General features: G+C 73.9%; 26 protein-coding genes. 3 read left to right on the top strand and 23 right to left on the bottom strand.

The window, feature by feature from the left end; genetic code table 11:
* The first annotated feature begins 8 nt into the window (after nt 1–8).
* Nucleotides 9–809 carry a M23 family metallopeptidase gene (locus tag O7609_RS20140; protein ID WP_269744003.1) on the top strand — a complete coding sequence of 267 codons (801 nt, stop codon included), beginning with the start codon at nt 9–11 and terminating at the stop codon, nt 807–809.
* Here the strand turns inward: O7609_RS20140 and O7609_RS20135 are convergent.
* The 17 genes from O7609_RS20135 to proS form a co-directional block, all read right to left on the bottom strand.
* Complete coding sequence (locus O7609_RS20135) at nt 772–1,332, bottom strand: TetR/AcrR family transcriptional regulator (protein WP_269737184.1); 561 nt, start codon at nt 1,330–1,332, stop codon at nt 772–774. The genes O7609_RS20140 and O7609_RS20135 overlap by 38 nt on opposite strands.
* 88 nt (nt 1,333–1,420) lie before the next feature.
* Nucleotides 1,421–2,263, bottom strand: a complete 843-nt coding sequence (gene whiG / locus O7609_RS20130; protein WP_269735604.1) for an RNA polymerase sigma factor WhiG — start codon at nt 2,261–2,263, stop codon at nt 1,421–1,423.
* Nucleotides 2,264–2,567: 304 nt separating this feature from the next.
* Nucleotides 2,568–3,749 (bottom strand): DNA-processing protein DprA, encoded by a 1,182-nt coding sequence (gene dprA, locus O7609_RS20125; RefSeq protein WP_269744002.1) that lies wholly within the window; start codon nt 3,747–3,749, stop codon nt 2,568–2,570.
* Nucleotides 3,746–5,353 carry a YifB family Mg chelatase-like AAA ATPase gene (locus tag O7609_RS20120; RefSeq protein WP_269735605.1) on the bottom strand — a complete coding sequence of 536 codons (1,608 nt, stop codon included), beginning with the start codon at nt 5,351–5,353 and terminating at the stop codon, nt 3,746–3,748. The genes dprA and O7609_RS20120 overlap by 4 nt, the downstream gene beginning before the upstream one ends.
* Before the next feature lies 1 nt (nt 5,354).
* A complete protein-coding gene (locus O7609_RS20115; RefSeq protein ID WP_269735606.1) occupies nt 5,355–5,729 on the bottom strand; it encodes a YraN family protein in 375 nt (124 codons plus the stop codon).
* 135 nt (nt 5,730–5,864) lie between these two features.
* Nucleotides 5,865–6,188 carry a DUF2469 domain-containing protein gene (locus O7609_RS20110; RefSeq protein WP_219091434.1) on the bottom strand — a complete coding sequence of 108 codons (324 nt, stop codon included), beginning with the start codon at nt 6,186–6,188 and terminating at the stop codon, nt 5,865–5,867.
* A 38-nt stretch (nt 6,189–6,226) separates the two neighbouring features.
* A complete protein-coding gene (gene lepB / locus O7609_RS20105; RefSeq protein WP_269735607.1) occupies nt 6,227–6,970 on the bottom strand; it encodes a signal peptidase I in 744 nt (247 codons plus the stop codon).
* A 96-nt stretch (nt 6,971–7,066) separates the two neighbouring features.
* Complete coding sequence (lepB, locus tag O7609_RS20100) at nt 7,067–7,882, bottom strand: signal peptidase I (protein WP_269744001.1); 816 nt, start codon at nt 7,880–7,882, stop codon at nt 7,067–7,069.
* Complete coding sequence (lepB, locus tag O7609_RS20095; protein WP_443072178.1) at nt 7,872–9,119, bottom strand: signal peptidase I; 1,248 nt, start codon at nt 9,117–9,119, stop codon at nt 7,872–7,874. The genes lepB (O7609_RS20100) and lepB (O7609_RS20095) overlap by 11 nt, the downstream gene beginning before the upstream one ends.
* The gene (gene lepB, locus O7609_RS20090) at nt 9,112–9,834 is read right to left on the bottom strand and encodes a signal peptidase I (protein ID WP_269735608.1); all 723 of its coding nucleotides are present in this window, start codon (nt 9,832–9,834) and stop codon (nt 9,112–9,114) included. The genes lepB (O7609_RS20095) and lepB (O7609_RS20090) overlap by 8 nt, the downstream gene beginning before the upstream one ends.
* A gap of 343 nt (nt 9,835–10,177) precedes the next feature.
* On the bottom strand, nt 10,178–10,528 hold the full coding sequence (gene rplS, locus O7609_RS20085; protein ID WP_269735609.1) for a 50S ribosomal protein L19: 351 nt from the start codon (nt 10,526–10,528) through the stop codon (nt 10,178–10,180).
* 128 nt (nt 10,529–10,656) lie between these two features.
* Nucleotides 10,657–11,466, bottom strand: a complete 810-nt coding sequence (gene trmD, locus O7609_RS20080; protein ID WP_269735610.1) for a tRNA (guanosine(37)-N1)-methyltransferase TrmD — start codon at nt 11,464–11,466, stop codon at nt 10,657–10,659.
* On the bottom strand, nt 11,463–12,107 hold the full coding sequence (rimM, locus tag O7609_RS20075; RefSeq protein WP_269735611.1) for a ribosome maturation factor RimM: 645 nt from the start codon (nt 12,105–12,107) through the stop codon (nt 11,463–11,465). Before rimM ends, trmD begins: the two co-directional genes overlap by 4 nt.
* Before the next feature lie 169 nt (nt 12,108–12,276).
* Nucleotides 12,277–12,516 (bottom strand): RNA-binding protein, encoded by a 240-nt coding sequence (locus O7609_RS20070; protein ID WP_219091427.1) that lies wholly within the window; start codon nt 12,514–12,516, stop codon nt 12,277–12,279.
* A gap of 2 nt (nt 12,517–12,518) precedes the next feature.
* Nucleotides 12,519–12,968 carry a 30S ribosomal protein S16 gene (rpsP, locus tag O7609_RS20065; RefSeq protein ID WP_269744000.1) on the bottom strand — a complete coding sequence of 150 codons (450 nt, stop codon included), beginning with the start codon at nt 12,966–12,968 and terminating at the stop codon, nt 12,519–12,521.
* Nucleotides 12,969–13,310: 342 nt separating this feature from the next.
* Complete coding sequence (locus O7609_RS20060; RefSeq protein WP_269735613.1) at nt 13,311–13,901, bottom strand: hypothetical protein; 591 nt, start codon at nt 13,899–13,901, stop codon at nt 13,311–13,313.
* Nucleotides 13,902–14,181: 280 nt separating this feature from the next.
* On the bottom strand, nt 14,182–15,597 hold the full coding sequence (proS, locus tag O7609_RS20055; protein WP_269735614.1) for a proline--tRNA ligase: 1,416 nt from the start codon (nt 15,595–15,597) through the stop codon (nt 14,182–14,184).
* A gap of 276 nt (nt 15,598–15,873) precedes the next feature.
* Between proS and O7609_RS20050 the strand changes: the two genes are divergently transcribed.
* Complete coding sequence (locus O7609_RS20050) at nt 15,874–16,668, top strand: methyltransferase domain-containing protein (protein WP_269743999.1); 795 nt, start codon at nt 15,874–15,876, stop codon at nt 16,666–16,668.
* Nucleotides 16,669–16,729: 61 nt separating this feature from the next.
* On the opposite strand, the gene ffh is transcribed toward O7609_RS20050, so the two are convergent.
* The 5 genes from ffh to nsdA form a co-directional block, all read right to left on the bottom strand.
* On the bottom strand, nt 16,730–18,295 hold the full coding sequence (gene ffh / locus O7609_RS20045) for a signal recognition particle protein (protein WP_269743998.1): 1,566 nt from the start codon (nt 18,293–18,295) through the stop codon (nt 16,730–16,732).
* Between the two features lie 162 nt (nt 18,296–18,457).
* Nucleotides 18,458–20,962, bottom strand: a complete 2,505-nt coding sequence (locus tag O7609_RS20040) for a [protein-PII] uridylyltransferase (protein ID WP_269743997.1) — start codon at nt 20,960–20,962, stop codon at nt 18,458–18,460.
* 63 nt (nt 20,963–21,025) lie between these two features.
* Nucleotides 21,026–21,364, bottom strand: coding sequence for a P-II family nitrogen regulator (locus tag O7609_RS20035; protein WP_219091420.1), 339 nt, complete (start codon nt 21,362–21,364; stop codon nt 21,026–21,028).
* The gene (locus O7609_RS20030) at nt 21,361–22,665 is read right to left on the bottom strand and encodes an ammonium transporter (protein WP_269743996.1); all 1,305 of its coding nucleotides are present in this window, start codon (nt 22,663–22,665) and stop codon (nt 21,361–21,363) included. The genes O7609_RS20035 and O7609_RS20030 overlap by 4 nt, the downstream gene beginning before the upstream one ends.
* A 364-nt stretch (nt 22,666–23,029) precedes the next feature.
* The gene (gene nsdA / locus O7609_RS20025) at nt 23,030–24,541 is read right to left on the bottom strand and encodes a transcriptional repressor NsdA (RefSeq protein WP_269735619.1); all 1,512 of its coding nucleotides are present in this window, start codon (nt 24,539–24,541) and stop codon (nt 23,030–23,032) included.
* 325 nt (nt 24,542–24,866) lie between these two features.
* On the opposite strand from nsdA, the gene O7609_RS20020 reads away from it, so the two are divergent.
* Nucleotides 24,867–25,592: a bifunctional DNA primase/polymerase gene (locus O7609_RS20020; RefSeq protein WP_269735620.1), complete on the top strand. Its 726-nt coding sequence runs from the start codon at nt 24,867–24,869 to the stop codon at nt 25,590–25,592.
* A 94-nt stretch (nt 25,593–25,686) separates the two neighbouring features.
* On the opposite strand, the gene ftsY is transcribed toward O7609_RS20020, so the two are convergent.
* Nucleotides 25,687–26,907 carry a signal recognition particle-docking protein FtsY gene (ftsY, locus tag O7609_RS20015; RefSeq protein WP_269735621.1) on the bottom strand — a complete coding sequence of 407 codons (1,221 nt, stop codon included), beginning with the start codon at nt 26,905–26,907 and terminating at the stop codon, nt 25,687–25,689.
* Nucleotides 26,908–26,993: the final 86 nt, after the last annotated feature.

The raw sequence follows: 26,993 nt of genomic DNA, 5'->3' as shown, positions 1-26,993 counted from the left end.
TCGCGGGCGTGCTCGCGCTCGCCCTGGCCCTCGTCCCGTTCACCCTGCCACCGGGCGCGCTGCTCGGCGGCCGGACGGCGGTGGCTTCCGCGGCTCCGCCGCCCTCCGCCGGCGCTCCGGCCTCCCCCGGCGCTCCGGCTCCCGGCGGCGGGCGGCCCACGTGGCCCTTGCCGCGCGCCGAAGTCGTGCGGGACGTCGAACTCCCGGCCGCGCCCTGGCGCCCGGGGCACCGCGGGGTCGACCTGGCGGGCCGGGCGGGGCAGCCGGTCCGCGCGGCCTGGGGCGGGCGCGTCGTCTTCGCCGGCCGGGTGGCGGGGCGGGACGTGGTCTCCGTCGAGCTGACGGGGCGGGGCGGGCCGGTGCTGCGCGCGACCTACGAACCGCTGCGGCCCTCCGTCACCGCGGGTGAGCGGGTGGCTGTCGGCGCCACCCTCGGCGCCTTGGCGGACGGGCCCTCGCACTGTGCGCCGCGGGCCTGTCTGCACTGGGGCCTGCGCCGGGGCGACACCTATCTGGACCCGCTCGCCGCGCTGCGCGGGCCCTCGGTCCTGCTGCCGGTCTTCGGGGTGCCGCTGCCGGGGCACGGCTCGCCCCCGGAGGGGCGTGGAGCGGGCACGGGGCCGGTCCGCCCGGGGGCGCCCGGCTGGCTGCCGACCGGCGTCCGTGTGCCTCCCGGCTCGACGGCCCCGCTGGGCGTGGCCGCCGGGCTGGCCGGCGCCGCTGCCCTGGCCCGCCGCGCCCTGCGCCGCCAGGCCGCGCGGACGCCGCGGGTCAGGAGCCGCCCGCCACCCCGCGCAGGGCCATGGTGACGGCTGCCTCCGTCACGGCTTCCGGGTCCTCCACAGCCAGCTCGATACGGCGGACGGCACCGTCGACCACGCCCTGGAGCAGCACCGCCGCGAGCCGGGGCTGCTCGTGGCCGAGCGCTTCGAGTGCCTCGACCGTCATCGCGACGAGCCCGCCGTGGGCCGCACGGATGCGCTCGCGGGCGCCCTGGTCCAGCTCGCTGGCGGAGATCGCCACGACCGCCCGGTGCCGCCGGTCCCCGACGAGGACGAGCTGCCGCCGGACGTAGGCCTCGATCTGCCCCTCCGGAGTGCTCGCGGCGGCCATCGCCGCCTCGACCTCGGCGGCCCAGACGGGGAAGTCGACCGCGCACAGCTCCTCGACGACGGCCGCGCGGGAGCGGAAGTACTCGTAGACGGACGAGCGGGCCAGCCCCGTTCGCTCGGCCAGCGCGGGGAAGGTCAGCGCCTCGGTGCCTCCCTCGGACAGCAGCGTCCGGGCCGCCTCCAGCAGGGCGTGGCGTTGCATGGTGCGATGCTCGGCCACTGTGGCCGCTCGGATCCTGGGCACGTGTTCCAGCCTACGACCTCCCGACGGACCGGTCAGGAGGGGCGCACACGTCCGGAAAGACGATTCAGCGGCCCACCTCCGCGAGCTTGGCGCGGAGTTGGAGCACGGACTTCGTGTGGATCTGACTCACCCGGCTCTCGGTCACGCCCAGCACCTCGCCGATCTCGGCGAGGGTCAGCCCCTCGTAGTAGTAGAGCGTGACCACCGTCTTCTCCCGCTCCGGCAGGGTGTTCACCGCCCGGGCCAGCAGGCGGCGCAGCTCCCGGTCCTCCGCGACCTCGACCGGATCGTCGGCCGCCGTGTCCTCCAGAGTGTCCATGAGGCTGAGCCGGTCGCCGCCCTCGCCGCCGGCGTGGAGCAGCTCCTCCAGCGCGACGACGTTGGCCAGCGAGAGCTGGCTGAAGACGGCGTGCAGGTCCTCGACCGGGATGCCCATCTCCGCCGCGACCTCGGTCTCGCTGGGCGTCCGGCGCAGCTTCGCCTCCAGCGAGGCGTACGAGCGCTCGACGGCGCGGGCCTTCTGGCGCACCGACCGGGGAATCCAGTCGAGCGCGCGCAGCTCGTCGATCATCGCCCCGCGGATGCGGGTGATGGCGTACGTCTCGAACTTGATGGACCGCTGCGGTTCGAACTTCTCGATCGCGTCGATGAGCCCGAAGACACCGGACGAGACGAAGTCGGCCTGCTCCACATTGGCCGGCAGCCCCACGCTGACGCGCCCGGCGACGTATTTCACCAGTGGCGAGTAGTGCAGGATGAGCTGCTCCCGCAGCCGTTCGTCGCCCGTGTCCTTGTACGCCCGCCACAACTGCTCCAGCGAGCTGGGGGCGACGGGTGGCGCCTCCGTACCGGTCGCGGCCGGCGGCGCCGGGGCCGGCCGGGGTGACGCGGACATGTGGTGGGGCATGCGTTACCTGGAGCCGTTCTGCGGGGTCGGTGCGGACGGGGAAGTCGTGGACGGACGGCGGTCGTCGTGGCGACACGGACCGTGTCTCTCGCGACGGAGACGGAGAACCTCGTGAGCGTAGCGTGATCAGCGTGTCGCGCCGGGCGATGAGGGGGCGATGCGGGATGCGCAGATACGTTCTTCGGCCCGCACCCTGGTGGGACAAGGCACCCCCGCGGCGCCGCGCACGGGCCGCCGGTATCTGCCGTTCCGGGCTCATATGCTCACCCTTCCACGCGGTTGTTCCAGGTCAAGGACCGTTTCGTCACCCGTTGGGGTGTCGCCCGGCCGGGCGCGTCAATTGCCAGCGGTCTCGTGAGCACTCGACGAAGCCGAGCGAGCGCAGCTCGGTCAGCCGCACCCGGGTCTCCTCCGCCGCGGTCGCCGCGGCGCGCGCCAGCCACGGCACCGTGACGGCACGCCCCGCGGGCAGGGCCTCGAGCACCCGTGCCGTGGCCGCGGGGAGCAGGTCGCGCGGGAGCAGCGGGCTCCGCGGCTCGGGGGCCAGCTCTCCGATGCTCCCGACCAGCTCGACGACCTCGTCGGCACAGGTCACCAGCCGCCCCTCGGTACGCAGGAGCCGGTGGACTCCGGCCGACAGCCCGGAGGTGACGGGGCCGGGCACGCCCATCGTCTGCCGCCCGAGCCGCTCGGCCCACCGAGCGGTGACCAGCGAGCCGCTGCGGAGCTGCGCTTCCACCACGACGGTGCCCCGGGTGAGCGCGGCGATGACGCGGTTGCGCAGGACGAAGCGGGGGCGGGTGGGATGCTCCCCGGGAGCGAGTTCGGCGAGGAGCCAGCCCTGCTCCCCGAGCCGGGCGAGCAGTTCCCGGTTGCCCGGCGGATAGGCGACGTCCACCCCGCAGGCCAGCACGCCCACGGTGGCGCCGCCCACGGCGAGCGCTCCCCGGTGCGCGGCGCCGTCCACTCCGTAGGCGGCGCCCGAGACGACCGTCCAGCCGCGCCGGGCGAGGCCGGAGCCCAGCACGGAGGCGACGTGGGCGCCGTACTCGGTGCAGGCCCGGGCGCCGACCAGGGCGACGGACCGCAGCGCGGCGAAGCGCAGGGAGGACGCACCGCGTACCCACAGCCCCAGCGGACGGACGGCTCCGAGGTCGTCGAGCTGCCCGGGCCACTCGGCGTCACCGGGGCACAGGAACCGGCCCCCGAGCGCGGTGACCGCGGCCAGATCGGCGGCCGGGGCCACGGCGGCGGCCCGCAGCCGCAGGCCCGCCCAGCGGCGGGCACCCGCCCCGGGCAGCGGGCGCTCACCGGCGAGCGCCCGCGCCGTCTCGACCGGCCCGTACCGGGCGACCCAGCCGCCCGCGAGCTCGTCCCCCGGCTCCAGGATCCGGCTGAGCGCCACCCGGGCCAGCCGGTCCTCCTCCGCGACTTCGCCCTGCCCCGCGGGCTTGGCCCCGCCGCCCTCCGCCCGGCCACCGTTCACCGCCCGGCCCCGAGGAGCGCGGTGCCACGGCTGACGCCGGTGCGGAGCTGCAGGGCGCAGTCGACGTCCTCGGCCCGTGGGCGGTCGTGCCCGGCCAGATCGGCCACCGTCCACGCCACGCGCAGGACGCGGTCCAGCCCGCGAGCCGTCAGCAGCCCGCGCTCCAGGTCGGCCTCGGCCGAGCTCAGGGCGCCGGGCGCGACCCGCCAGCGCGTGCGCAGCTGGTGCCCGGGCACCTCGCTGTTCGTCCGCCACGGCGTGCCCGTGTAGCGCTGGGCGGCGCGTTCCCGGGCGGCCAGCACCCGTGCGGCGACGGTCGCGGTGTTCTCGGCGCAGCCGTCGGGAGCGAGGAGCTCGGCCCGGGCCACCGGCTCGACGGTGACGCGCAGATCCACGCGGTCGAGGAGGGGGCCCGAGAGCCGCGCACGGTAGCGGCGGATGGCGGAGGGGCGGCACTCGCAGGGCTCTCCGGTGGCGCCGTGGCGCCCGCAGGGACAGGGATTGGCCGCCAGGACGAGCAGCAGTCTGGCGGGCATCCGCAGCATGCCCTGAGCCCGCGCGACGACGACGCTGCCCGACTCCAGCGGCTGCCGCAGGGCATCCAGCACCCGGGCGCTCGCCTCGGCGGCCTCGTCGATGAACAGCACGCCGTGGTGGGCCAGGGTGACGGCCCCGGGGCGGGGCAGGCCGGTCCCGCCCCCGATGAGCGAGGCCATGCTCGCCGAGTGGTGCGGGGCGCAGTACGGCGGCCGGGAGATCAGCGGCTCCCCCGGCGGCAGGACCCCGGCGACGGAGTGCACGGCGGTGGCCTCCAGCGACTCATCACGGCTGAGCGGCGGCAGCAGGCCGGGCAGCCGCTCCGCCAACATCGTCTTGCCGGCACCCGGCGGCCCCTTCAGGAGAAGGTGGTGCCGGCCCGCGGCGGCGATCTCCAGGGCCCGCCGAGCCGCGAGCTGCCCGGCGACCTCCGCGAGGTCCACGGGCCGGGCTTCCGCCTGCCCGGTGCCGCCGGCGACCGTGCCGGCGAGGCCGGAGCCGCCGAGCACCGGCTCCGGACCGATCTCCTCGGCCGCGTCCTCCTCCGGGACCGGCTCGTCGGCCAGCACCGCGATGACCTGGCGCAGGCTGCGGACGCCGAGGACGGCCACGCCGGGCACGAGCCGGGCCTCGCAGGCCGCCTGCTCGGGCACCACGACCTGTCGGTACCCGGCGTCGGCGGCGGCCAGCACCGCGGGCAGGACCCCGCGTACGGGGCGGACCCGGCCGTCCAGGCCGAGCTCGCCGATCATCATCGTGTCGGCCAGCCGCCGCAGGTCGACCCGCTCGGCCGCGCCGAGGACGGCGCTGGCCACAGCGAGGTCGAAGCCGCTGCCGCCCTTGGGCACCGAGGCGGGGCTCAGCCCTACGGTGAGCTTGCGTTGCGGCCACTCGACGCCGGAGTTCACCACGGCGGCCCTGACCCGGTCCTTGCTCTCCATCAGGGACTTGTCCGGCAGGCCGATCAGCGTGAAGTTGGCGACGCCGGGCTCCAGGTCCGCCTGGACCTCGACGACCACGCCCTCCACTCCGACGAGGGCCACCGAGCAGGTGCGTGCGAAGGCCATGTCACGCCGCCCCTCGGACGTGCTGGACGACCGGGGCGCCGCGCCGGGGCAGCTGCACACCGATCACGTCGATCCGCACTCCGCCGGTCGGTGGCCTGCCGTAACGGACCAGCCACCGTTCGGCGAGCCAGCGTGACGCGAGCCGCCGCAGCCGGGCGGCCTTCCGCGGCGTGACGGACTCCATCGGATGCTGGCCCGCGCCCGCGCTGCGCGTCTTGACCTCGCAGATCACCAGCGCGTCCCCGTCCCGCGCCACGATGTCGATCTCGCCGTCCGTCGAGCGCCAGTTGCGTTCCAGGACGGCCATGCCCGCTTCCCGCAGCCTGCGGGCCGCCAGATCCTCGCCGTACCGGCCCAGGGCTCCCTGTCGGTTCATGTCACCCACCTCCAGCGCCGACTGTGGCGGGGGCGCGGGAGCCGCGGGGATCTTGCCCCGTTTCTGTGGACAGCCGGCCGACTGTGGACAACTGGATCACCCGGTCGAGTGATCGACGGGAGGTTTGGGGCGACGTCAGCCGCTGAAGCCGGAGTCCTCCGGAAGGTTGAGGTCGCTCTTGTTGAGCTCCTCGATGTTCACGTCCTTGAAGGTCAGCACCCGGACCTGCTTGACGAAGCGGGCGGGACGGTACATGTCCCACACCCAGGCGTCGGCCATGGAGACCTCGAAGAACACCTCGCCCTGCACCGAGTGCACCTGCATCTCGTAGTCGTTCGTGAGGTAGAAACGGCGTTCGGTCTCGATGACGTACTTGAACAGGCCGACGACGTCCCGGTACTCCCGGTAGAGCTTCAGCTCCATCTCGGTCTCGTACTTCTCGAGGTCCTCGGCGCTCATGGCATGTTCCCCTTCAGCCTGCGTCCCCCCATTGTGCGTCAGTGCCGCCCGCGCCGTCCGGCCCGCCGCGCGATCGGTCCCTGCGCGGCTCCGCCCAGGATCAGCACGGCACCCGTCGCTCCCGCCCAGAAGAGCGTGGGCAGAGGGCCCGGCTCGGAGATCCCGCCGGGCAGCTCCGCGAAGCCCTCGGGACGCTCCACCACCCCGGCCGTCCCCAACGGCCAGGCGGTGACGTCGACGCGCGCCACGACGGCGTCCCGCGGCACCGCGCCGTCGGCCGTGGCGCCCCCGGCGAGCCGGCTGCGGGAGTCCACGGAGTCCCGCCGGTGGTCGCCCAGCAGGAACAGCCTGCCCTCCGGCACCGTGGCGGAGAACTCGGTCGCGGAGGCCCGGCCGGGGGTGTCTAGGTAGGGCTCGGAGACGGGTTCGCCGTTGATCGTCAGACGGCCCTCGGCGTCGCAGCAGACCACGGTGTCGCCCCCGACGCCGACCACCCGCTTGATCATCGGGAGGTCGCCCCACGTCGTGTCCCGGAAGACGACGACGTCCCCGCGGCGCACCTCGGTGCCCTCGACGCGCTCGGCGAGCACCCGCTCCCCCGCGTTGATCGTCGGCGCCATCGAGTCCGTCGGCACCGCGTAGGGGCGGTAGAGGAGGGCGGCCCAGACGAAGGCACCGAGGAAGAGAACGGCGCCCAGGCCCGTGGCGACGTTGGCCAGGATGGCTGCGGTGCTGCTGCGGCGCCGTCCGGGCGTTCGGGACGGCGTTGCTGCCGTGGTCATGCGGGGCTCACCTCCGGTGCGGATGTGCTGGCCGCACCTTACCCGCGGTAGGTGGACACCGGCCGAGCCCGGGCGGGCTCCACCCGGGAAGGACGGTCAGGCCGCGGGGCGCCTGCGTCGGAGCCAGAGCGCCACGGGCAGGGTCCCGACGACGGCGAGGGCGGCGGGGGCCGCAGCGGAGAGCCGGTCGTAGGAGTCGGGCACGGACAGGAAGTCCCAGCGGCCGACCGGCCAGGCGATGACGACGGCCCTGCCGACGACCTTGTCCTCGGGCACGGCGCCGCCGCTCCCCGGGTCCTCCATGTGGTAACGGGAGTCCTGCGACTCCTGCCGGTGGTCCCCGAGCACCCAGACGTGGTCCTCGGGCACCGTCAGCGGGCCGAACGGACGGTCGCCGCAGGGGGTGTTGCCGGGATAGAGGTAGGCGGACTCGTCCAGCGGTTCACCGTTGACCATGACCTGGCCGCCCCTGCGGCACTCCACGCGGTCGCCCTCGACCGCGACGACGCGCTTGATCAGGTTCTGCTGGTCGGCGGAGGGCATCAGGCCGATGAAGCTCAGCACCTGCTGCACGGGGTTCGGCTCGGGCGGCGGCGTGTCGAGCCAGCCGCCCGGGTCCTCGAAGACGACGACCTCGCCGCGTTCCGGCTCCGAGCCGAACCACGGCGTCAGCTTGTCCACCAGCACCCGGTCGCCGCGCTGCAGGGTGTTCTGCATGGAGTCCGAGGGGATGGAGAAGGCCTGGAGCAGGAAGGACTTGATCACCAGCGCGAGGACGAGCGCGATGCCCACCAGGAGGGGCAGCTCCTTCCAGAAGGAGCGGTGCTGCCTGCCGCCGCGGCGGCCCTGCCCGCCGCTCTCCCCGGTGCCCGGGGTGCCGTCCTCCGGCCCCCGCGGGCCCTCACCGTCCACGGCGCCGGACTCGCCGGACTCGCCAATCGCGCCGGGAGCGCCGGCCGTGTCGTCGGCCGGCGAGCCGTCCGCCCCGGGACGTCCGCCGCGCTGCTCCTCGGGCCGGTCCTCCGGATCGTCTCCACCGGACCCGGCCCGGGGGCCGACCGCCACGTTCCCCACGATCTCTCCTTACGCTGTGCCACCGCCTACCCGTCCAACGGCGCAGGCCCGCCACTCCGATAACGAGCGCGAGTTCCCCAGGCATCGGGATGGGCGTGATTTCCTGTGCTTCCCCGTCCCGTCGAGCGGCCGCCGCCGTGGGCGCCCGGCCTGACGGGTCCGGCACCGAAGCGTACGTCTCCCGCTCTCCGAGACCGGTCCAGTGCGAGAGCGGCCAGGCGATCACGAAGGCCCGGCCGACGACGAGTTCGGTGGGGATGGTGCCCTCGCCCGGGTCCTCCAGATGGAAACGGGAGTCGGCGGAGTTGCTCCGGTGATCGCCCATGACGAAGAGCCGGTCCTCGGGCACGGTGACGTCGAAGGGAATCTCGGAGGGGCGGTTGCCGGGGTGGAGGTAGGGCTCGTCGAGCGGCGTCCCGTTGACGGTGACGCGGCCGTCCTCGTCGCAGCAGACCACCCGGTCGCCGCCCACCGCGATGACGCGCTTGATGAGGTCCTGCTCGTCGTCGGAGGGCAGCAGGCCGATGAAGGTCAGGAACGACTTGGCCTGCGCGATGCCGACGGGGTCGTCCTGGGGTTCGGGCTGCTGCTGGCCCTCCAGCCAGCCGCCCGGGTCCTCGAAGACGACGACGTCGCCGCGCTCGGGCTCCGAGCCGAACCACGGCGTCAGCTTGTCCACCAGCACCCGGTCGTCGATGCGGATCGTCTGCTCCATAGAGCCGGAGGGGATGACGAAGGCCTGTACGAGGAACGTCTTCAGCAGGAGCGCGATGAGCACGGCGACGCCGAGCAGGATGGGGATCTCCTTGGTGGCCGACAGCCGACGGCGGCGCCGCATCCGTCGGGCGGCCTTGCGCCGGGCCGCGCGACCCTCGCCGGGGAAGGGCGCCTCCTCGGCGACGGGCGCGGACGGCTCCGCGGGCTCCGGCCCGGCCGACGCGTCCGGCGCCCCCGCGGGGCCCGGCACCCCGGCCGGGCTCCGCGCCTCCGCGGCACCGGAGCCGGCGTCGTCGGCGGTCCGGGCCCCGCGGGCGAGCGCGGGTGCGGCGGGGCGGGGCCGCCCGCGCCTACCCATGTGCCGTCCGCAGCCAGGCCCAACGGCCGGCCGGCCACCCGACCCACTCGACGCGGCCGATGACGTCCTCGACGGGCACGGTGCCCCCGCCGGGGCGGCCGAGGTGGTCGCGGGAGTCGCGGGAGTCGGCGCGGTGGTCCCCCATCACCCACAGGCGTCCCGGGGGCACGACGATGTCGAAGTCGACCGCTGAGGCGCGTGCGTCGCCGCCCTCGGGATGGAGGTAGTCCTCTGTCAACGGCTCCCCGTTCACCTTGATCCTCCCCTGCTCGTCGCAGCAGGTGACCCTGTCCCCGCCGACGCCGACGACCCGCTTCACGTAGTCGTTGCCCGGCGGCTCGGCGAGGCCCGCCAGTGCGCCGGCCGTGCGCAGGACGTGGGAGACGGTGTTGCCGTCCGTCTCCTCCACGGCGAACGTACCCGTCCCGTCGAAGACGACAACGTCCCCGCGCCCCGGAGTGTCGCCGAACCGGTAGGCGAGCTTGTTCACCAGGACCCGGTCGTCGACCTGGAGCGTGTTCTCCATCGAGCCGCTCGTGATCCGGTAGGGCTGCACGGCGAAGACGTTCACGAGCAGCAGGAGGACGAGGACGGCCGCCGCCCACACGGCCGCCCGCCGCAGGCGCGACCGACGCGCGCGCACCCCTGCCGGGGCCTCCGGGGTGGCCGGAACCGCCGGAGGTGCCTCCTCCTCCGGTCCAGAGGTGTCGGTCATGGAGTCCGCTTCCGTCGTCGCCCGCCCGGCTCGTCGGGTGGGCGGTGTGTCACCGGAGGGAGAGCCTAAGCGGTGTCCAGTGGATCACGCGAACGTTCGGGCAGGCCGGGACGGTGCGGCCGGCCCCCACGACGAAGCGGCGGCCGGGCCACATCCGTCGATGGGGCCCGGCCGCCGGGTGTGCTTCGGTGCGCGCATCAGCCGAAGGGCGCGCCGGTGTCGAGGGTGAGGAGAGCGAGGTAGCCCCCCAGCGCTGGCCTGGGAAGAGACGAAGGAGCGAGCCGCGTCCCGACGAGCGTCGACACCGGGCCAGAGTGCCCGGAGGCAGACCGAGCGAGAAGGCTCAGCGCTCGCGCTTCTCCTTGATCTTCGCGGCCTTGCCGCGCAGCTCACGCAGGTAGTAGAGCTTGGCGCGACGGACCTGGCCGCGGGTGACCACGTCGATCTTCTCCACGATCGGCGTGTGCACCGGGAAGGTGCGCTCGACGCCGACGCCGTAGCTCACCTTGCGAACCGTGAAGGTCTCCCGCAGGCCGGAGCCCTGCCGGCGGATGACGACGCCCTTGAACTGCTGCACACGGGAGCGGTTGCCCTCGATGACGCGGACGTGGACGTCGACGGTGTCGCCGGGGCGGAACGCGGGGATGTCGCTGCGGAGCGACGCCGCGTCGACGCTGTCGAGAAGGTGAGACATGCTCGTCTGCTTTCCTCGCCACTGCCACAGGTCAGCAGCGGAATGGTCGTTGATGGTTCGGGTGGCCGCGCCACGGCGGCGTTGATCCCCCTGTGGCAGGGTCGCACGCGCGGGCTGAGGCCGACGGCCTATTCTTCCACGGTCTCCCCGGCCTGCCCAAATCGGCCCTCGGGCAGGAGGCTCCAGCCCAGTTCCGCCAGGAGTTCCCGGTCGTGGGCGTCGAGCGCGGCGGGGTCACAGCGCCGGATGAGGTCGGGCCGGTGCGCGGCGGTGCGGGTGATGGCCTGGTCCCGGCGCCAGCGGGCGATGCGACCGTGGTGGCCGCTGACGAGGATCTCGGGGATCTCCCGGCCGCGCCAGCTGGGGGGCTTGGTGTAGACGGGTCCTTCGAGCAGGTCGGCCATGGCACCGGCGGCGAAGGAGTCGTCGCGGTGGGAGTCCGCGTTGCCGAGGACGCCGGGCAGCAGCCGGGCCACCGCCTCGACCATGACGAGGACGGGCGCCTCACCCCCGGCCAGGACGTAGTCGCCGATGGAGACCTCGCGGACATCGCAGCGCTCGCCGTACTCGTCGATGACCCGGCGGTCGATGCCCTCGTAGCGGGCCGGGGTGAAGATCAGCCAGTCCCGCCCGGCCAGCTCGGCGGCCAGCTCCTGGGTGAAGGGCCGACCGCTCGGTGTGGGGACGACGAGGACGGGCTCGCCCTCGCCCGATCCGAGGACCTCGTCCAGCGCCTCGCCCCACGGCTCGGGCTTCATGACCATGCCCGGGCCGCCGCCGTAGGGCGTGTCGTCCACGGTGTGGTGGCGGTCGTGGGTCCAGGAGCGCAGGTCGTGGACGCGCACGTCGAGCTGCCCCCGGGCGCGGGCCTTGCCGACGAGTGAGACGTTCAGCGGCTCGAGGTACTCGGGGAAGATCGTGACGACGTCGAGCCTCACCGCGGCCGACCCTCGCCTTCCAGTCCGTCCCGGCCGTCTTCGCCCTCTTCACCGGCGCCGCGGGTGGAGGCTTGCGCGGAGGCGTCCACGGGCGGCTCCGCGTTCGGCTCCGGCCGCCCGTCCGTCTCCGCGGCCTCGCCGAGCAGTCCGGGCGGCGGATCGATGACGGCCCGCTGCTCCTCCAGGTCGATCTCGGGAACGATCTCGGCGACGAACGGGATGAGCACCTCGCCGCCGTCCGGACGCTTGACGACGAACAGGTCCTGGGCGGGCAGGTGCGCGATCTCGGCGATGCGGCCGACCTCCTCGCCGTCCCGGGTAACGACGTCCAGGTCGATGAGCTGATGGTCGTAGAACTCCTCCGGGTCGTCGGGGAGTTCGTCCGGGTCCACCTCGGCGATCAGCAGGGTGTTGCGCAGGGCCTCGGCGGCGGAGCGGTCGGCCACCCCGGCGAAGCGCAGCAGCAGCCGGCCGCTGTGGACACGGCCGTGCTCGATGGTCAACGGGCCGACCCCGGCCGGGTCGGTGGCGAGTACCGCGCCGGGAGCGAGCCGCAGCTCGGGCTCGTCCGTGCGCACCTCGACGGTGACCTCGCCCTTGATGCCGTGGGCGCGGCCGATCCGCGCGACTACGAGCTGCACGTGTGTTCCTTCTTCTCCAGCTCTGCTTCCGGACTGCTTCGGGCCGGGCGCCCGGGCCCGGGCCGGGCGCCGGCCTCGGGGCGGCCCTCCAGCGCACACGGGCCGGGAACGGCTGAGCCGTTCCCGGCCCGTGCCGGTGCTGTGGGTGAGGCCGCGCCGGGTAACGGCGTCAGTGGACGGCGTCCACGTCGACCAGGTCGACACGGATGCCACGGCCCCCGAGTGCCCCCACGACGGTGCGCAGGGACCGGGCGGTGCGGCCGTTGCGGCCGATCACCTTGCCGAGGTCGTCGGGATGGACCCGGACCTCCAGCACACGCCCGCGGCGCAGGTTGCGGGACGCGACCTGCACCTCCTCCGGATGCTCGACGATGCCCTTGACGAGATGTTCGAGGGCCTCCTCCAGCATGCTCAGGCCTCGGTGGTCTCGGAGGAGGCCGCGGCCTCGGCACCCTTGTCGGCCTTCTCGGCCTTGTCCGCCTTCTTGGCCTTGGGGGTGATCGCCTCACCCTTCGGCTCGTCGGCGGACTCCTTGGCGGCGGCCTCGAAGAGGGCCTTCTTGTCGGCCTTCGGCTCCGCGACCTTCATCGGCGGCGGCGCGGGCAGACCCTTGAACTTCTGCCAGTCGCCGGTGACCTTGAGGATGGCCATGACCGGCTCGGTCGGCTGCGCGCCGACACCCAGCCAGTACTGGACGCGCTCGCTGTCGACCTCGATGCGGGAGGGGTTCTGCACCGGGTGGTACAGGCCGATCTCCTCGATGGCACGCCCGTCACGGCGGGTGCGCGAGTCGGCGACGATGATGCGGTAGTGAGGCGAACGGATCTTGCCCAGACGCTTCAGCTTGATCTTGACTGCCACGGGTGTGGTGTCTCCTGGTCTTGACGTGGGTGGGCATCGGGGAGAACCACGTGGGGTTGTGGCGCCCGGGTACCCGGTGGACGCGTCAGCCGATGGAGAGAGGGTCCGGACGGCTGTCGAGTACAGCCGTCCATTCTGCCACACGGGCGGGCAACCGCCCGACGGGGGTCTGGGGGCACCCCAGTCGGCACGGCACGGTGCGGATCACGGTCGCGGCGCTACGGCAGTCGAGGGGGGCCAGCCGTTGGCGCCGTCCGTCCTGGCGAGGGTTCGCCGGGGCGAGGCGACGTCGTGTCGCTTCGGAATCGACTCGTCGGATCGTCGGATCGTCGGATTCACGGCTCAGCCCACGGCCATCACCTCGGGGATGCGGAACTGCTTGCCGCAGGCCCCGCACATGATGGGCGCCTGCTCCAGCACGGAGGGGACGACGCGCACGTTGCGCCCGCAGTCGCAGACAGCCTTCACCCGCACACCGCCCCCGGAGGAGCCGTGACGGGCGGCGGGGCCGCGGAAGGACCGGGCGGTGTCGGTACGGGTGGCGGCCGTGTGCGCCCGGAGCGCACGCTGCAGCCGCTCGGCCGTGCTCCGGTACCGCCGACGCGCCTCCGGCGTCAGCGTGACGAGCGAGAAACCGCTGCTCGGGTGCGGTTCCTCGGTGTGTGCCATGCCCATCTCCTCGGCGATGGCCAGGAAACGACGGTTGTGGTATCGGCCCGCGCGTGAGGTGTCCCGGACACCGCGCGCGGCGGCGACCCCGTGGACGGCCTCATGCAGCAGGCGCTCGAAGGAGAGCTCCGCGCCACAGGCGGACGAGGACTCTCCGATCAGGGACTCGGGTGCGGCCAGGTCGGGCAGCTCCGGGTGACGACGCTGGATGTCGGACCACGCGGAAGCCAGCTCGGCGGCGAGAACAGGTGGTGTCGTGCTCACGTCGTGTACAACGAGCCGGAACCACCGAGTGTTCCGATTACGGGGCCTTTCCCAATAATTTGCACGTACCAGTCAGTTTTGCGCCCGATCGACGACGGCGGATGTACGGTTTCCGGTCGAATCCGTACATCCGCCGATCATCATCCGGCCGTGCAGACCGTGCAGGCCGCCCCGCCGGAACAGACGGGGCGCCGGGCCGTGACGTCAGGCCCCACGCCGGGACGTCACGGCGGCACGTGCGGGGCGCCGCCCGCGTGGGCGCGGGTCAGTTACGCGCGGGTCAGTACGCGCGCGCGACGACCGCGAGCGCACCCGGCGTATCGTCGCTGTCCGGGACCGAGCCGTCCTCGAGGTGCAGGCAGCGCACCGTCACGGCCTGCTCGGCGAGGCGGGCTTCGCCCTCCGGGCCGAGCCGGTCCCACGGGATCCGGGCCCAGCCGCCGCCGACGGCGACCTCCGCCGCCTCCGCCTCGGTGGCCACGTCGGTCGTGTTCGCCTCCCGGCGCTCCCGCGACTCCCGCAGCAGCTGGGACTGGTCCTCCTCCAGGACCTTCGGCAGCAGCTCGGGGAGGGCCTCGAGCCGGACGGGCTCCTTGCCGCCGGCGATCCGCCGCACCAGCATCGCGGTGCCGTTCTCCAGGTCGCGCGGGCCGATCTCGATGCGGACGGGGACGCCCTTGAGCTCCCAGTCCACCGCACGGCGGCCGAAGGGGGTGTCGGTGCGGTCGTCGACGTGCACCCGCACCCCGGCGTCGGCGAGCCGCTCGCCCACCTCGCGCACGGCGGCCAGCACCGCGTCGTCGCCCTTGATGGCGAGCACGACGGCCTGGACGTGGGCGAGCCGCGGCGGCACCCGGAGCCCGTTGTCGTCGCCGTGCGACATGATCAGCCCACCGACCATGCGCGTCGAGACACCCCAGGACGTCTGCCAGACGAGCTGCTGGTCGCCGTCCTTGGACAGGTATCTGGTGTCGAAGGCCTTCGCGAAGTTCTGGCCCAGCTCGTGGCTGGTGCCCATCTGCAGGGCCTTGCCGTCCCGCATCATGCCCTCGAGGGTCAGCGTGTTGATCGCCCCCGCGAAGCGCTCGCGGGCCGTCTTCCGTCCGATGACGACGTCGATGCCGAGGACGCCCTTGATGAAGTCCTCGTACACGTCCCGGTGGATGCGGGCCGCGTAGGCGCGGGCGTCCTCGTAGGTGGCGTGGGCGGTGTGGCCCTCCTGCCACAGGAACTCACTCGTTCGGAGGAACACCCGGGGACGCATTTCCCAGCGGACCACGTTGGCCCACTGGTTGATGAGAAGCGGCAGGTCGCGATAGCTCTGGACCCACTTCGAGAAGTACTCGTTGATGATCGTCTCTGACGTGGGCCGGACGACGACCGGCTCGTCCAGCTCCTTGCCGCCCCCGTGCGTGACCACGGCCAGCTCCGGCGCGAAGCCCTCGACGTGCTCGGCCTCGCGGGTCAGGTACGACTGGGGGATGAACATCGGGAAGTAGGCGTTCTCGGCGCCCGCGGCCTTGATCCGCAGGTCGAGCTCCCGCTGCATACGCTCCCAGAGCCCGTACCCGTACGGTCGGATCACCATGGTGCCGCGTACCGGCCCGTTGTCGGCCAGCTCGGCCTTGTTGATCAGGTCCTGGTACCAGCGCGGGAAATCGTCCGCCTGGGGTGTGAGTACGGGAGCCTTTGCCATGGCGCGCATGTTACGGCGACGCGGCGGCAAAGCGTGAATCGGTGGGCCTCCGCCCCGACCGCCGCGGCAGGCGCCACGCGCGGCCCCGGCCCCTCGAAACGCCACGCGTCCATCCGGCCCGTCCACTGGACGCCGGGACCGATCGGCAGTTCCCTGGCATAGGGCGCGGCTCCTCTCGGAACCGGACGCGTCCACACCTCGGGGGAGACCGACAGCAGCCGCGCGGCACAGCTCCGGCGGACAGACGGACACGCGGACCGGATAGGGGCGCCTGTGATGACAGCCACGTTCACGGCTCAGCAGCTTCCACGCGCCGCCCGCGACTGGGCGGAGATCCAGGAGCGGATGCTCGTGCCGCTCTACGAGGCCGTATACGACCGCCTTGAGATCGGCCCCCATACCCGCCTGCTCGGTCTCGGCTGCGGCTCGGGGCTCGCCCTGCTGCTGGCCGCGAGCCGGGGCGCGGACGTCACGGGCATGGACACCGACGAGCACCGCCTTGCACTCGCCCGGGCCCGGCTCTGCGCCGAGCCCCAGTGGGGGGCGCGGCCCTACCGGGTACGGCTCGCCCACGGCTCCCCCACGCACCACTCGCCCCCGGAGGGCCCGGCGCCCAACCTGGTGACGGCCTTCGACGCCCGCCCCGGCGCGGAGACCCTCGCCGCCGCCGCGCGCCACGCCCAACGGGGCAGCGCCGTCGTGGTCGCCGACTGGGGCCCCGCCGAACGCTGTGCCGCCACCCCGGCGCTGCGGATCGCCACCCGGCTGGCGCAGCCGCCGCACCACGCGGCCTGCTGGCAGCCGCGCGGCCGGGACGACCTGGAGGACCTGGCCCGGCAGGCGGGTCTGCGCCCGGACGGCTCGGGGCGGGTCTCCTGCCCGTTCGGCTACGCGGATCTCGACAGCGCGGTGCGCGGGCTGCTGTCCACCGGCTTCTACGCGGCGGCGGTGCGGGCGACCGACGAGGTGCAGGTCAGCAAGGAGCTGGCGGAGGCCCTGCACCCGCACGTCCGCTCCGACGGCACGGTGTGGCTGCCCAACCTGTTCCGTTACGTGATCGCCCGGGTGTGAGACGGCGGTGGCGCCGGGCCGGGCCCGGCGCCACCGCGTCACCTCCGGCGAAGGGCCGCCCTCACTTCGGGGGCAGCAGGTCGCGGAACTCCTTGGGCAGCTCGAAGTCCTCCGGGCCCTGGCCGGCGCCGGGGAGACCGAAGGCGCCGCCGCCGCTCTCCGAGCGGCGCGCCGCGGCGGCCTGCTCCTCCTCGCGGCGCTTCATCGGGTTGCCCGACTGGCGCTTGCCCTTGCCCTTCTTCTGCTGCTTGCCCTTCTTCTTGGCGCCGCCGCCCCCCATGCCCGGCATCCCCGGCATCCCGGGCATCCCCGGCATGCCGCCGCCCTGGGCCATGCGGGACATCATCTTGCGGGCCTCGAAGAAGCGCTCCACGAGGTTCTTCACCGCGCTGACGTCCACGCCCGAACCCCGGGCGATGCGCGCGCGGCGGGAGCCGTTGATGATCGTGGGGTCGTGGCGCTCACCGGGCGTCATGGACTTGATGATCGCGGCGGTGCGGTCGACGTCCCGCTCGTCGAGGTTGTTGATCTGGTCCTTGATCTGACCCATGCCCGGCATCATGCCGAGCAGTTTGGAGATGGAGCCCATCTTCCTGACCTGCTCCATCTGGGACAGGAAGTCGTCGAGGGTGAACTCCTTGGGCCCCTTCGCCAGCTTGGCGGCCATCTTCTCGGCCTCTTGCTGGCTGAAGGTCTGCTCGGCCTTCTCGATGAGGCTGAGCACGTCGCCCATGCCCAGGATGCGCGACGCCATCCGGTCCGGGTGGAAGGCGTCGAAGTCGTCCAGCTTCTCGCCGTTGGAGGCGAACATGATCTGGCGCCCGGTGACGTGGGCGATGGACAGGGCCGCGCCACCGCGGGCGTCGCCGTCGAGCTTGGAGAGCACGACGCCGTCGAACCCGACGCCGTCCCGGAAGGCCTCGGCCGTGTGGACGGCGTCCTGACCGATCATCGCGTCGACGACGAACAGCGTCTCGTCCGGCCGCACGGCGTCCCGGATGTCGGCGGCCTGCCGCATCATCTCCTCGTCGATACCGAGGCGGCCCGCGGTGTCCACGACGACGACGTCGAACTGCTTGGTGCGCGCGTACTCGATGGAGTCCCGTGCGACCTCCACCGGATCACCGACGCCGTTGCCGGGCTCGGGGGCGTAGACGCCCACCCCGGCCCGCTCCGCCACGACGGAGAGCTGGCCGACGGCGTTCGGCCGCTGGAGGTCACAGGCGACGAGCAGCGGTGCGTGTCCCTTGCCCTTGAGCCACTTGCCCAGCTTTCCGGCCAGCGTCGTCTTACCGGCGCCCTGCAGACCGGCGAGCATGATGACGGTCGGCGGCTGCTTGGCGAACCGCACCTGGCGGCTCTCGCCGCCGAGGATGCCGATCAGCTCCTCGTTGACGATCTTGATGACCTGCTGGGCGGGGTTGAGGGCCTTGGAGACCTCCGCACCCAGCGCCCGGTCCTTGATCTGCTTGATGAACGCGCGCACCACGGGCAGGGCGACGTCCGCCTCCAGCAGAGCGATGCGGATCTCGCGCGCCGTGGCGTCGATGTCCGCCTCGCTCAGGCGGCCCTTGCCCCTGAGGTTCTTGAAGGTTGCTGCGAGGCGATCGGAAAGAGTGTCGAACACGGCGGTCGCGAATCCTCACGTTCATCGGTGCCGGCGGTCAGTCGTGCCGCGGTGTCCCGGCCGGCCCTGAGCCGGGCGGGGCAGGGCATCACGGCACGCACCGACCAAGGGTATCCGTTCCGCCCATGGACGGTACGTGCCGCTCGTGCAGGAAACGTTGGGCTAGCCGCCCAGGGAGGTCTGCAGTGCGCGGGCGAGCTCCTCGGCGGCGGGCCGCACCAGCGGCGCCCCCGTGGCGTCGGTCACGTAGAAGGCGTCGACGGCGTTGGCGCCGAGCGTGCTGACGTGGGCGCTGCGCACTGTGACGCCCGCCTCCTCCAGGCCGCGCCCGATGCGGTGCAGCAGCCCGGAGGCGTCCTGCGCCCGCACCTCGATGACCGTGGCCCGCCGCGAGCCCTCCGGTGGGACGGAGACGCGCGGCGGCGGCGCCTGCAGCCCGCGCCGCCTGCCCCGGTACGCCTTCTCGCGCTCGGCGAGCCGGGCGGCCACGTCCAGGGTGCCCTCCAGCGCCCGCCGGAGGTCGGCGCGCAGCCGCCCGGCCTCCGGGAGGGAGCCGTACTCGGCGGCCACCCGCCAGGTGAGCAGCAGCACCGGCCCCGCGCCGACCGGGTCCGTGCGGGTCAGGTCGGCCGCCCGCACCGTCAGCCGGTGCAGCGCCAGCACCCCGGCCACGGCCGACAGGGCGCGGGGGTGTCCCGGCAGCGCGACCACCAGCTCGACGCCGACGGGCGCGTCCGGGGCCTCCCCGTCGGGCGCCCCGGCGTCCTGCCCGACGGCGTCCTCCGCACGTCCGGCGGGACCCTCCGGACGCGGGCGCAGGGCGAGTACCGGGCCGCCGGTGCGGGCGGCCTCGACGGCGAGGCGCTCGGCCTCGGCGCTCAGCGCGGCGGGCTCGGCGTCCTCCTGCCCGGCCGGGGCCTCGCCGGCCAGCAGGGCGGCGGTGCGGCGGGCGAGCTCGGTGACGAGGCTGTTCCGCCACGCGGACCAGGCGGCGGGGCCGGTGGCGCGCGCGTCCGCCTCGGTCAGGGCGTGCAGCAGCTCCAGGGTTCCGGTGTCGCCGACGGCCGTGGCCACGGCGCCGACGGTCGCGGGGTCGGCCAGGTCCCGGCGGGTGGCCGTCTCGACGAGCAGCAAGTGGTGCCGGACGAGGCGGGCGAGGACGGCGGTGTCCTCGGGCGGGAAGCCGATGCGGGCGGCCATGTCGCGGGCGATGGTCTCCCCCGCCACGGAGTGGTCCCCGGGCCAGCCCTTGCCGATGTCGTGCAGGAGCGCGCCGACGAGGAGGAGGTCGGGGCGGTGCACGCGGCGGGTGAGGGCGGAGGCCTGTACGGCGGTCTCGACCAGGTGGCGGTCGACGGTCCAGCGGTGCACGGGGTTGCGCTGGGGGCGGCAGCGCACCCGCTCCCAGTCGGGCAGGAGGGCGGTAACGAGGCCCTCGGCCTCGAGCGCCTCCCACACGGGCACGGTGTCGGCGCCCGCGCCCAGCAGGGTGACGAGGAGTTCGCGGGCCTCGGCCGGCCAGGGGACGGGCAGCGGGGCCGCGTCCTTCGCCAGCCGGCGTGCGGTGGCCAGGGCGAGGGGCAGCCCGGCCTGGGCCGCCGCGGCGGCCGCCCGCAGCACGAGGCAGGGGTCGCGCTCGGGGCGCGCGGTCCGGGCGAGGACGACCTCGCCGTCCTGCTCGACGACGCCCTCGGCCAACGGGGTGCGCTCGGGCGCTCCGCGCCGGGCGTCACCGCGGCCGACGAGCGAGCGCAGGCCGCGCTTGGTGCTGCGGGCCCGCAGCACCCGGTCGACCTCGCGCCAGGTGACGTCCTGGGCGTAGGTGAGGGTGCGGGCGGCCTCGTAGACCTGGCGCAGGAGTGCGTCGGCGCCGTGCACGCCGAGGCTCACGGCCACCTGATCCTGGTCCTGGAGGGCGAGCCGGTCGCCGCCGCGCCCGGTGGTCAGGTGCAGGGCGTCGCGGACGTCGAGCAGGGTGGCGCGGGCCGCGGCCAGCCCCTCGCGCGGGGCGTCGGCGAGCCAGGACGCGGCGACGGCGCGCAGGGCGGTGGCGTCGCGCAGTCCGCCGCGCGCCTCCTTGAGGTCGGGTTCGAGCAGGTACTGCAGTTCGCCGTGGCGCTCGGCGCGCTCCTGGCCCAGCTCCCGCAGCTCGGGGAGGCGGCGCGGGGCGTGGGCGCGCCACTGGGCGAACTGCTCGGTGCGCAGGACGGCCGTCAGTCCGGCGTCGCCGGCGATGTGCCGGGCGTCCAGGAGGCCGAGCTGCGCCTTGAGGTCCTCGGCCGCGGTCCTGCGGGCCTCGGCCGGGGTGCGGACGGCGTGGTCGAGGGCGAGGCCCTGGTCCCAGACCGGGTACCAGAGGTGGTCGGCCAGCGCGGCCAGCTCGCCGGGGTCCATCGTGCCGTCGTGCAGCAGGAGGACGTCGAGGTCGCTGCGCGGGGACAGCTCGCGCCGCCCGTAGCCGCCGACGGCCACCAGGGCGACCCCGGACGGCGGCGCCCCCGCCCCGGCCCCCGCCAGCAGCCGGCCGAGCCAGGCGTCGGTGAGGGACGCGAGCGCGGCACGGCGCGGCGGCCCGGACTCCGCCCCCGTCAGGAGGCGCAGCCGGGCCGCCGCGTAGCCGTCGTCGGGTTCCGTCTTTCCGGTCGTTTCCGTGGTCTCGGCCGTCATCCGGTCACCCAACTCCCGTGGTGTTCGCTGTTCGGTTCCGTACGTCCAGCGGGGCCCCGCGCGTCAGAGCGCGTCGGGGCCACGTTCCCCGGTCCGCACCCGGACCGCCTCGTCGACGGGGACGCTCCACACCTTCCCGTCACCGATCTTCCCGGTGCGCGAGGCCTTCACGATCACCTCGATGAGCTGCTCGGTGTCGTCGTCCTCCACCAGCACCTCGATGCGGATCTTCGGCACCAGGTCGACGGTGTACTCCGCGCCGCGGTAGACCTCGGTGTGGCCGCGCTGCCGCCCGTAGCCGCTGGCCTCGGTGACGGTCAGCCCGTGCACGCCGAACGCCTGGAGCGCGTCCTTCACCTCGTCGAGACGGTGCGGCTTGATGACTGCGGTGATCAGCTTCATGCGTCGACCTTCTTGCCCTCGTCGGTGGTGGTGGCGCCGGCGGCATCGGCCTCGCCCGCGGCGGGCTTCGCGGCCGGGGTGACGGTTGCCCGGGCCGAGGAGGTGCCGACCTGGCTGAAGTCGTAGGCGGTCTCCGCGTGGAACGCCTGGTCCACGCCGGCCACCTCGTCGTCCTCGCTGGCGCGCAGGCCCATCGTGACATCGACCAGCTTGGCCAGGACCCAGGTGACGACGAAGGTGAAGGCCATGACCGAGAAGGCGCCGAGTGCCTGCTTGCCGAACTGCGTGAGACCCGCGCCCTCGGTGGCCAGGAAGCCGACCATGAGGGTGCCGATCAGACCGCCGACCAGGTGGACGCCGACGACGTCCAGCGAGTCGTCGTAGTTGAGCTTGAACTTCCAGCTGACGGCCCAGGAGCAGGCCACACCGGCGACGAGGCCGATGGCGATCGCGCCGAGGGCGTTGACCGAGGCACCGGCCGGGGTGATGGCGACCAGACCGGCGATGGCACCGGAGGCGGCGCCCAGCGTGGTGAACGCGCCGTGCCTGATGCGCTCGTACAGCAGCCAGCCGAGGACGGCCGTGGCCGTGGCGACCTGCGTGTTCAGGGCCATGTTGGCGGCGGTGCCGTCGGCGGCGAGGGCCGAGCCGGCGTTGAAGCCGAACCAGCCGAACCACAGCAGCGCGGCGCCCAGCAGCACGAGCGGCAGGCTGTGCGGGCGCATGGGCTCCTTCTTGAAGCCGATGCGCTTGCCGACGACGAGGACGGCCGCGAGGCCGCCGATGCCGGCGTTGATGTGGACGGCGGTGCCGCCGGCGAAGTCGATGACACCGAGGTCGAACAGCCAGCCGCCCTCAGCCCACACCCAGTGCGCGACCGGGAAGTAGACGATGCTGACCCACAGGGTGATGAACACCGCCCAAGCGCTGAACTTCACCCGGTCGGCGAGCGCACCGCTCATCAGGGCCGGGGTGATGACGGCGAACAGCATCTGGAAGAGGACGAAGGCGAAGACGGGGATGCCCTCGTCGCCGCCGGTCAGCGTGTCGGGGTCGATGCCGTCGAGCCCGACGAACTCCAGGCTGCCGATGATCCCCCCGGTGTCGGCGCCGAACGAGAGCGAGTAGCCGAAGAGGACATAGAGCACACTGACGATGCCGAGCGCGATGAAACTCATCATCAGCATGTTGAGTGCGCTCTTCACCCGGACCATGCCGCCGTAGAAGAAGGCCAGGCCTGGGGTCATCAGCATGACCAGCGCTGCGCTGATCAGGACGAAAGCGGTATCCGCGCCGTTCAAAGTGGACGTCTCCTCATGTCACGACCCGTGGGGGCGGATCTGGGGCTGGGGATGTCCATCAGCGTGGGGTCGGCCGGTTTCCTGTGATGCGCCCCGCTGTTTCGGTGCCGTGACGAAGGCGGCCGTCGTGTTACGACCGCATGAACGACGGCGTCGGCCCGCAGCCCCGCGCGCGCCGGGGCGCGCGACCGCGCGGGAGAGCACGGCGGGGCGGTGGGGCGGATGACGGGCCGACCGCGCCCCCGCCCGGTGTGACCTGGCGTGGAGGAGCCGTGTCGGGTGCTCGGGGCGGGGTGCGCGGTCGGCGGTCCGGTGGTGTGCGCGGGGCACGGGTGGCGGGGTGGACGCCCGCGGGGCCGGAGGGTCAGACGGCGGTCGCGGCCTCCGCCGTCTGCAACTCCCCGGACAGCCGGTCACCGAGAGCGATGACGTCGGCGACGTGCTCGTACTCGCGGCGGGCGTTGGCCGCCGTCTTCCGGATGCGGGTGTTCACCCGTTCCGAGCGCAGCCCCTTGGCGACGTCGAGGGCCTGGCCGGCGCGGGCGGCGCACTGCTCCGGCTCCTTGCGCAGCAGGTGCACGGTGGCGAGCCCGACGAGGTTGAGCGCGTAGGAGCGGGGGTGGCCGCCGCCCTTCCCCTCGCACTCCTCGCCGAACAACCGCACCGCCGTCTCCATGTGCGGCTGGGCGAGCCGGGCGTAGGTGTGGCTGAGCCCGGCGACGTAGGCGAGGTCGCGGTAGGAGTGGGCGTTCTCCGCGTTCAGCTCGGCCTCGGAGAAGAAGCCCATCCAGTCCGGCTCGGGCTCCCGGGCTGCGTCGACGTCGCGGAACGTCTCCTCGGCCATCCGCACCGCGCGGTGGCACTGCTTGGGCTGGCCGATGTTGGCGTGGGCGCGGGCCTCCAGCGTGAACAGCATCGACTGGGTGCCGGCGGTGGCACCGTCCCGGCTGCCGTACTGGGCGAGGTGGATGAGTTCCAGCGCGTCGTCGGCCCGGCCCAGGTGGATCATCTGCCGGGCCATCTTGGACAGCACGAACGCGCCGAACGGCCGGTCCCCCGCCTCCTTGGCCGCGTGCAGGGCCAGAACGAAGTACTTCTGCGCCGTGGGCTGGATGCCGACGTCGTAGCTCATCCAGCCGGCCAGTTCGGCGAGCTGGGCCGTGACGGAGAAGAGCCGGCGCCGCACCGGTTCCGGGTGGCTCTCCTGGAGCAGGTCGGTGACCTCGTGCAGCTGGCCGACGACGGCCTTGCGCCGCAGCCCGCCGCCGCACTGCGCGTCCCAGCCGCGGAACATGCGGGTCGTCTCCTCCAGCAGCTCCAGCTCGGGGCCGGAGAGCCGGTGACCGCGACGGGGGCCGCCCTGGGCAGGCACCGGCACGAGCCCCGCGGTGTCGCCGGGCGCGCTCGGCGTGGGCACCAGCCAGCGCTGCATCGGCTCGATGAGCGCCGGGCCCGCCGACATGGCCAGCGAGGTGCCGAGGTATCCGCGGCGGCCGAGCATGAGGTCGCTGCGGGAGAACTCGTTGATCAACGAGGCCGTCTGCGGGCCCGTCCAGGGCAGGTCGATGCCCGAGCCCGCGGCCGTCTGCCGGGGCTGGCGCAGGCCCAGGTCCTCCACCGGGACGACGCAGCCGAAACGCTCGGAGAACAGCTCGGACAGGAGGCGCGGGATCGGCTCCCGCGGCTGCTCGCCGTCGAGCCACCGGCGCACCCGCGAGGTGTCCGTGCTGATGTGATGGGCGCCGATCTCACGGGCCCGGCGGTTCACCTGCCGGGCCAGCTCGCCCTTGGACCAGCCGCTGCGCACGAACCACGAACGGAGCTGTTCGTTCGGGCGCTTGTCGGCCGAGGCGCCGTTACTGCCGTTGCCGCCCACTGGAGGCCCCCACTTCTCCGGGAGAAAGCGCGTTCGGGTGGTGCCCCCGTCATACCCGGAACGCCGCTGCCTGGTCACTGCCTGCACCGAATGTAGTCCGGCGCTTACCCGGTGGCGAGGGCGGATCGAGGAAACGCCACCATTCGCCACCCCTCCCGGAGACGCTAACGACGAGCGGGCTGGCTAACACTTGGCCTACGGCAACGACCACTCGGTCGGGTGACGCGTGCGGCAGGACCCGCCGAACGCGCGGAACGGTGGGACGGCGGGCCCGGCGTGCGGCACGCGGCGTAACCATCGGCCCGGGAGACCCGTTGGAGGGAGCATGGGCTTCACGATCGGCGGCATCCGCGAGCTCCGGGAGCTGCGGCTGGCCGCACGGCGCGGGCGACGGCCGGGGCGGCCCCGGGGTTCGGATCCGATGAGCACCGCGGTGGCGGAGTACACCGGGCTGTGGGGCTGGGACGTCGCCCCCGGCGCGCGGGCGGTGCGCGGCGTCGACGGCCCGGAGTGCTCCTGCGGCTCGCGGGCCTGCCCGGCGCCCGGCGCCCACCCTCTGGACGCCGGGCTGGAGGTGCCGGCGGGCGCGACGCTCGACGAGGCGGGCCGGGCGTGGGCCGGCGTGCCCGGCGCGGCGCTGCTGCTGCCGACGGGGCGTGCCTTCGACGTCGTCGAGGTGCCCGAGGAGGCCGGGCGGCGAGCGCTCGTCCGGCTCGAACGCATGGGGGCGCCGCTCGGGCCCGTCGCCCTCGCCCCGCACGGCCGCGCCTGGTTTCTGGTGGCCCCCGGCGCGGCGGTGGAGCTGCCCGAGCTGCTGCGGCGGACGGGGGGCGGCCGCGAGGGGCTGGGCCTGAGCTGTCTCGGGCCCGGCGGGTACATCACCGCACCGCCCTCGGTCGTGGGCGGGCTGGGGCCTGTGCGCTGGCTGCGCCCGCCGACGCCGGAGTCCGCGGGGCGTCCACCGGAGGCGCGGCTGCTGCTGAGCACGCTGCTGCGGCTGAGCCGCCGCGTCGGCGCGGCCTCCGCGGGATGGCTGCCGACGACGGCCTGACAAGGCGGGGACCGAGAGGCGACGGGCCGACGTCGTGACGCAGCGACGGGCCCGGGGTGTCCCCCGGACCCGTCGGTGCGCTCGGGGCGCGGGCTCAGTCGCCCAGGAGGGCGTCCACGAAGGCCTCGGGCTCGAAGAGGGCCAGGTCGTCCGGGCCCTCGCCGAGACCGACGAGCTTGACCGGGACGCCCAGCTCCCGCTGCACCGCGACGACGATGCCGCCCTTGGCGGTGCCGTCGAGCTTGGTCAGCACGATGCCGGTGATGTCGACGACCTCCGCGAACACCCGGGCCTGCACCAGCCCGTTCTGTCCGGTGGTGGCGTCCAGCACGAGGAGGACCTCGTCCACCGGCCCCTGCTTCTCCACGACGCGCTTGACCTTGCCCAGCTCGTCCATGAGGCCGGTCTTGGTGTGCAGCCGCCCCGCGGTGTCGATGAGCACGACGTCGGCGCCCTCGTCGACGCCCTCCTTGACGGCGTCGAACGCGACGGACGCCGGGTCGCCGGCCTCCGGGCCGCGCACGGTGCGGGCACCCACGCGCTCGCCCCAGGTCTGGAGCTGGTCGGCGGCGGCGGCGCGGAAGGTGTCGGCCGCGCCGAGGACGACGGACCTGCCGTCGGCGACGAGGACGCGGGCGAGCTTGCCGGTGGTCGTCGTCTTGCCGGTGCCGTTGACGCCGACGACGAGGATCACGCCCGGGCGGTCCTCGGCACCCGAGGTCTCGGTGTGCACGGTGCGGTCGGCCTCGGTGCCCACGAGGTTCAGCAGCTCCTCGCGGAGCAGTGCGCGCAGCTCGTCCGGGGTACGGGTGCCGAGGACCCGGACGCGCTCGCGCAGCCGGTCGACGAGCTCCTGGGTGGGGGCGACACCGACGTCGGCGGTCAGCAGCGTGTCCTCGATCTCCTCCCAGGTGTCCTCGTCGAGCCGGTCGCGCGAGAGGAGCGTCAGCAGCCCCTTGCCGAGGCTGGTCTGCGAGCGGGACAGGCGGGAGCGCAGCCGCACGAGGCGGCCGGCGCTCGGCGGCGGGACCTCGACGGCCGGTGCCTCGGGAAGCTCCTCGACGACCTCCTCGGTGACCGGCGGGGCCTCGGTGGTGCCGGGCAGCCCCACCTCGTCCACGGTGCGTCCGGGGGCTTCGGGCGCGCCCTCGGCCTCCTCACCGACATGCGGTTCGGCGGGGGGCGCGGTGATCGTCGGGGCACCCCCCTGCGGGGGCCGCACCTCCTTCTTCCTGCGGCGCCCGCTGATGAGGAGCCCGCTGATGGCGCCGAGGGCGACCACGGCGATGACGACGAGGAGGATGACGATTTCCATGGATTCCCTGGGTTCCTAGCTGTTGCCTGATCTTCCGCTGGGCGGCCGGCCGCTTGGCGGGCGGCCCGACCAGTATCGGCCATGGG

Origin of the sequence: Streptomyces sp. WMMC1477 (assembly GCF_027460245.1) — a bacterium.
GTDB lineage: Bacteria > Actinomycetota > Actinomycetes > Streptomycetales > Streptomycetaceae > Streptomyces.
This window is presented reverse-complemented; position numbering and strand designations above follow the sequence as displayed.